The sequence below is a fragment of the Lentiprolixibacter sp. genome (assembly GCF_982873095.1).
This window is the reverse complement of sequence record NZ_CEYNTP010000132.1, coordinates 1-6,191: the sequence shown is the minus strand read 5'-3', so window position 1 is coordinate 6,191 and position 6,191 is coordinate 1. Positions and strand designations below refer to the sequence as shown.

At 46.5% G+C, this 6,191-nt stretch carries 7 protein-coding genes and 1 pseudogene; 5 read left to right on the top strand and 3 right to left on the bottom strand.

From position 1 onward, the window contains the following. Both AC4E7D_RS08925 and AC4E7D_RS08920 read right to left on the bottom strand, forming a co-directional pair. A partial coding sequence (locus AC4E7D_RS08925) for a DUF4270 family protein (RefSeq protein WP_490173455.1) occupies window positions 1-255 on the bottom strand: 255 nt, incomplete at its 3' end. An 11-nt stretch (window positions 256-266) separates the two neighbouring features. Then, entirely contained in the window at window positions 267-1,082 is an 816-nt protein-coding gene (locus AC4E7D_RS08920; RefSeq protein ID WP_490173454.1) for a glycogen/starch synthase, read from the bottom strand. A gap of 102 nt (window positions 1,083-1,184) precedes the next feature. On the opposite strand from AC4E7D_RS08920, the gene panC reads away from it, so the two are divergent. From panC to radA, 5 genes are all read left to right on the top strand, one after another. Beyond that, window positions 1,185-2,033 (top strand): pantoate--beta-alanine ligase, encoded by an 849-nt coding sequence (gene panC, locus AC4E7D_RS08915; protein WP_490173453.1) that lies wholly within the window; start codon window positions 1,185-1,187, stop codon window positions 2,031-2,033. Window positions 2,034-2,046: 13 nt separating this feature from the next. After that, a complete protein-coding gene (gene panD / locus AC4E7D_RS08910) occupies window positions 2,047-2,397 on the top strand; it encodes an aspartate 1-decarboxylase (RefSeq protein WP_490173452.1) in 351 nt (116 codons plus the stop codon). A 2-nt stretch (window positions 2,398-2,399) separates the two neighbouring features. After that, window positions 2,400-3,365 (top strand): lysylphosphatidylglycerol synthase transmembrane domain-containing protein, encoded by a 966-nt coding sequence (locus tag AC4E7D_RS08905; RefSeq protein WP_490173451.1) that lies wholly within the window; start codon window positions 2,400-2,402, stop codon window positions 3,363-3,365. A gap of 28 nt (window positions 3,366-3,393) precedes the next feature. Further along, the gene (locus AC4E7D_RS08900) at window positions 3,394-4,539 is read left to right on the top strand and encodes an alpha/beta hydrolase (protein ID WP_490173450.1); all 1,146 of its coding nucleotides are present in this window, start codon (window positions 3,394-3,396) and stop codon (window positions 4,537-4,539) included. Between the two features lie 100 nt (window positions 4,540-4,639). Further along, the gene (gene radA, locus AC4E7D_RS08895; RefSeq protein ID WP_490173449.1) at window positions 4,640-5,998 is read left to right on the top strand and encodes a DNA repair protein RadA; all 1,359 of its coding nucleotides are present in this window, start codon (window positions 4,640-4,642) and stop codon (window positions 5,996-5,998) included. A 58-nt stretch (window positions 5,999-6,056) separates the two neighbouring features. Here radA and AC4E7D_RS08890 read toward each other — a convergent pair. Beyond that, a pseudogene (locus AC4E7D_RS08890) lies at window positions 6,057-6,191 on the bottom strand (aldo/keto reductase); the annotation flags it as partial.

Below are 6,191 nucleotides of genomic sequence, written 5' to 3'. Positions count from 1 at the left end.
AACCTGGGTATTGACGCTCGCCACGGTTTTACCAAAAATGGGATCATTATAAACCCCCAATTGATAGATCGGCAGTTTGTTGGTAGGAACAGCTTCGATCTTCTTGTTGTAGGCAAAGACATCAAAAACAGCTTTATCCGTAACAAAGGGCTCCCCACCAATAACCCCTTCTCCCAGGGTAGAGAGGTCTTCTTCACAGGAAATAGCTGACATTATCAAAACCCCGCCAACCAGGGCAAGCCATATTTTTTTCATGAAAAATCGCTTCAAGGCTGTTCTAATACTTCTGTAGTGTAAAAGTTGGTATATGCTTCTTCAAATTCCTGAATAGAAACATAAGGCAGTATAGGTTTTTGAAGTTTTTCTGAATAGGCCTTTAACTCTTCAGGCACCTCTTCAGATGCTAAAATAACGGCATCGGAATAATCAATGGCCACTTTTAACAAATTATTATAGGAAGGTGCAGACAGGGAAGTAATGTCGTCGAGTTCAATGCCGTCAAAAGCTATCTTGCTCTGCATTTTGGCATCCAGCTCTCCTTCGAATCCCTGACCATATATGGAAGTCACAATTTTACTTTCTGCAAAAAGGGGTTCATCAGCATAATACTTCCGCAAATACAAAGGCAAAAGAGATGCCAGCCAACCGTGAACGTGGATAATATCAGGGGACCAATTGAGTTTTTTCACCGTTTCCACCACTCCTTTGGCAAAGAATATGGCGCGTTCATCATTATCAGCAAAAAGCTTCCCCTCTTCATCAGTGAAAGTGGCCTTCCTCTTAAAATATTCCTCGTTATCAATAAAATATACCTGTATGCGCTCTCTTGGAATGGATGCTACCTTGATTATCAGAGGCATATCCAGGTCATTTATCACCAGGTTCATCCCGGACAACCGGATCACTTCGTGCAACTGGTGCCTGCGCTCATTAATATTCCCATAACGGGGCATAAAGATGCGGATCTGTCCCCCGCTGCTGTTGACCATCCTGGGGGCTTCGTAAGACATTAAAGAAACTTCGTTCTCGGGTAGGTAGGGCACTAATTCAGAAGATACAAACAATATCTTTTTACCATTCATAGAAGTAGTATTTCGGTTATCGCAGAAACGTAGCTGCAAAATTACAAAAATTATGAAGAATAGCCGTAATTATAGTAAGTTTGCTCGCCCTAAGCGCTATTTATGAAGACCCTGTTTTCGCGACAGAATTTAAATGCTTTTCTCCTGGAAGAGCGTGATCAAACCAAACAACTGGGCCTTGTCCCCACTATGGGCGCCTTGCACAGGGGGCATATCAGCCTTGTGGAAAGGGCTGTTCAGGAAAACGATCACGTGATTGTGAGCATATTTGTTAATCCCACTCAGTTTAATAACCCGGATGATTTAGACAAATATCCCCAGAACCTGGAGGCTGACCTTCAAATGTTATCTCCCTACTCGGGCAAAGTCGTGGTATTCGCCCCTGCGGTGCAAGAAATATACCCTAAAGAAGTAACAGCGGAAAACTATGAATTTGATGGATTGGACAAGGTCATGGAAGGGGCCTACAGGGAAGGCCATTTTCAGGGAGTAGCGACTATTGTGGAAACTTTGTTGCGACTTGTGGGCCCGGACCGGGCGTATTTCGGGGAGAAGGACTACCAACAATTGCAAATTATCAAAAAGCTTGTAGCGGATAAGCATCTGGACGTAATTATTGTCCCCTGCCCAATTGTCAGGGAGGCTAATGGACTGGCCATGAGTTCCCGCAATGAACGGCTGCCAAAAAGGCTGAGAGCAAAAGCTGGACTGATCTACCAGCTGTTGGTGGCTGCCAGGGAGCATTTTGGCACAAAAAGTGCTGCTAAGGTAGGGGAATGGGTGCAGAAGGAGTTTAGGAAATATCCGGAGTATACCCTGGAGTATTTCACGATAGCAACTGCAGACACCCTGAAACCAGTAAAACGAAAACAAAAAAACCAAAAATACAGGGCCTTTATAGCGGTTTATGTGGATGACATTAGACTTATTGATAACCTTGCCCTGAATTGATTAATTTTGCACGATGCTAGTAGAAGTTGTAAAATCTAAGATACACCGGGTCCGTGTCACAGGAGCGGACCTAAATTATATTGGCAGCATTACCATAGATGAAGACCTTATGGACGCTGCCAACATTATCCGTGGGGAGAAAGTCCAGATAGTGAATAACAACAATGGTGAACGCCTTGAAACCTATGTAATTCCGGGGCCAAGAGGCAGTGGTGAGCTAACGTTGAACGGGGCTGCGGCCCGCAAGGTAGCAGTTGGGGATATCCTCATTCTCATCACCTATGCACAAATGGATATTGAAAAAGCCAGGAATTTTAATCCAGCTTTGGTCTTCCCCAATGAAGAGACCAACCTTTTGCAATAGTTTTGAATAAAAAACTGGTAAGACTCCTTAAAACCATCCTCCCTATTGGGCTGGGTTTGTTTTTGGTCTGGTACTCTTATGCGATCACTTCTGAAGCTGACAGGCAGCAAATCCTTAAATATATAGGTGAGGCAGACCTATTCTGGGTGACACTTTCTATCGTCATCGGGATGCTCAGCCATATTTCCCGGGCGGTCCGATGGAATTATATGCTGGCGCCCCTTGGCTACCGCCCAAAGCTCATGAATAATATCCTGATCATTCTGATGGCCTATTTTACGAACCTGGGCATCCCAAGGTCCGGAGAGGTCCTCAGGGCGACGGCCTTGGCCAGCTATGAAAATGTTCCCTTCCAAAAAGGCTTTGGCACCATTGTCACCGAGAGAGTAGTAGACCTGCTAATGTTGTTTATCGTAATCCTCATTGCCCTTTTTTCCCAGACCGATGTCATCATGGGCTACCTGAGCGATCAGGGGATAGGGATGGGTGCCACGTTGGCCCTGGTTGGTGTTGGGGTGGCAGGCATGTTTCTATTTCTGGCCTTCCTGCGAAGATCAACTTCGCGATTTTCGATCCGGCTTAAAGATTTTATCAAGGGGCTGCTGGAAGGGATCCTGAGTATTTTCCGCATGGAGAAGAAATGGCCTTTTGTATTTCATACCCTGTTTATCTGGGGCGCCTACATATTTATGTTCTGGATAATTAAATTCACCGTTTTGGAAACCATACCCCTCAGCTTCGGGGAAATCCTGGTTGCCTTTGTCGCAGGAGCTTTTGCCATGTCTACCACTAACGGGGGCATCGGCCTCTACCCGATTGCGGTAAGTGCTTCACTTGGTATTTTCGGTGTCAGCAGCGTTTCCGGTGATGCCTTTGGCTGGATTATGTGGATTGCGCAAACCCTGATGATTGTATTCTTTGGTGCAATATCCTTCCTCATCATCCCGTTATGGAACAGGAATAGATAATCCAGACTGTTCCCTGTATAGACAACCGATGAAACGCATAATCATACTTTTTGCCCTGGCTTTTTCGTGCATGGGGCTCACAGCCCAGATAAAAAAGGAGATCTTTGAATCCTTTAAACTACAGGAAAGACGAGATATTCAATATTACATACCGGAGGATTATTCTCCTGAAAAAAAGTATCCCCTTGTAGTTGTGCTGGATGGGGAATACCTTTTTGACCTTGTAGTGGCAAACGCTAAATTTTACAGCCGCTTTCATGGGATGCCAGAGTCTATAGTAGTAGGCATAGGGCAGCAGCCCGACAAGCTCAGATGGGAAGACTGTGCCTTTGACCCAGAAAATGGATTGCCAGGAGAGAAAGGCCCGCAGTTTTACGAATTCCTGGGCATGGAAGTCATCCCCTTCCTTGAGACCACTTACAGCACCGCCCCCTTTAAGGTTTTTGTAGGCTATGATATCACCGCAAACTTTGGGAACTATTTCCTGTTCAAGGATAAATCCCTTTTCAATGCGTACATCAGCATCTCTCCTTACCTCGCACCGGAAATGGCCAGCCGGGTGCCTGAACGACTGAACATCCTCAACCAACAGATTTATTATCACCTTATTGTTCCCACTGGGCAGGGAGATAACAGAAATGCCATCCTGCAGTTGGACAGGGGACTAAAAAGCCTGCAGAAGGATAATATCCACTACTTCTTTGAGGAATACAAAGGAGCTGATGACACCTCGGTGATCACCTATGGTCTCGGAAAGGCGTGGGACCGCACTTTTGGTATTTTCAAACCCATTTCGCCTCAGGAATACAAGACGGAAATCCTTACATCAAATGCCCCGGCCTTTCAGTATCTGAAAGACAAATATGACCAAATCGAAACCCTATTTGGATTCCGGAAACATGTAGAACTCAACGATATTATGGCCATCTATGCGGCATGTCGCAAGAAGGATGATTACGAGTCCCTGAAACCACTGTCTGATCTGTGTAAGTCCGCTTTTCCCGAAACTATGCTGGGCTTCTATTTCGAAGGGGAGTATTACGAAGAGATCGGGGAACCTAAAAAAGCCCTAAGGACCTTTGAAAAGGCCTTTGGAATGCAGGAAATCGACTTTCTTACTAAGGACATGGCCTTGGAAAAAATGGAAGCCCTAAAAGCTGACTTCGGCTACTAAGGCCATTTATTTAGGGTACGGATAAAAGTCTTTCCAGGACTGCTTTTGTTTTTCTGTTCGGACACAATATCTTTACGGCTATCCCCTATACCGGGCGATTATGGCCAAAACAAAAACAGCCTTTTTTTGTCAGAATTGCGGCACCCAATATGCCAAATGGAATGGGCAGTGTTCCGCATGTAAATCCTGGAACACCATTGTTGAAGAGGTCATTCAAAAGGAAACCCCTGCCTGGAAAGGCACCTCCAGCAAAGATCCACGAAGTGCCAAACCCCTTCGCATACAGGATATCAGCCTTGAAAAGGAGGCCCGGATGGATTTGCAGGATATCGAATTCAACCGCGTCCTGGGGGGCGGCCTCGTACCGGGATCACTGGTCCTCTTAGGCGGGGAGCCAGGCATCGGGAAAAGTACCCTCGTCCTACAAACAGTATTGAAACTCCCTTACAAAACCCTTTACGTTTCCGGGGAAGAAAGCGAAAAGCAGATCAAAATGCGGGCAGACCGCATTGCGGCCGGAAATGAAAATTGTTTTATCCTAACGGAGACCAAAACCCAGCATATCTTTCAGCAGATCGAAGCCCTGAAACCAGACCTTCTGGTAGTGGATTCTATCCAAACCCTGCAGACCGAGTACATAGAATCAGCTGCCGGGAGCATTTCTCAGATACGGGAATGCACAGCAGAACTCATTAGGTATGCAAAGGAAACACATACACCGGTGATCCTTATCGGGCATATTACCAAGGAAGGGCATATCGCCGGCCCCAAAATCCTGGAGCACATGGTGGATACTGTGCTGCAATTTGAGGGAGACCGGCACTATGTCTACCGAATTCTGAGGGCATTGAAAAACCGCTTTGGTTCCACATCAGAATTGGGCATTTATGAAATGCAGGAAAACGGTCTAAGGGAGGTGAGTAACCCATCAGAGGTGCTGATATCCGGAAACCGGGAAGGACTAAGCGGCACGGCCATCGCAGCCACCCTGGAGGGCATGCGGCCCTTGATGATCGAAGTCCAGGCCTTGGTGAGTACGGCGGTCTATGGAACACCTCAGCGTTCGGCCACTGGTTATAATGCCAAGAGGCTCAATATGCTGCTTGCCGTACTCGAAAAGCGTGCAGGATTTAAATTGGGGGCCAAGGATGTGTTCCTCAACATTACCGGGGGGATCAGCATTGATGACCCAGCCCTTGACCTGGCGGTAATCGCAGCCATCTTGTCCAGCAATGCCGATGTCCCGATCGAAAAAAACTGGTGCTTTGCAGCAGAAATTGGTCTGGCAGGGGAAATACGGCCCGTGCAGCGCGTGGAGCAACGCATACAGGAAGCGGAAAAACTGGGCTTCTCCCGGATCTTTATATCCAGGCATAACAAATTGAGCCGGGCCAAAACGGGGATACAAGCCATTTTGGTGTCCAGGATAGAAGAGGTTGTCCGCTACCTGCTTCAATAGGTCCATACATTTTCAACTGGTATTATCAACGATGTTGCAGATGATAATTTCCAATATACTATGGGGCAGGATCAGGTATAGCCTTGTGTATCTCATCAATCCCTTCAAGGACTTCCTGGCTCAACTGCAGTGATATACTCCCAATATTTTCCTTTAGCTGCTCCATGGTAGTAGCCCCGATGATATTGCTGGT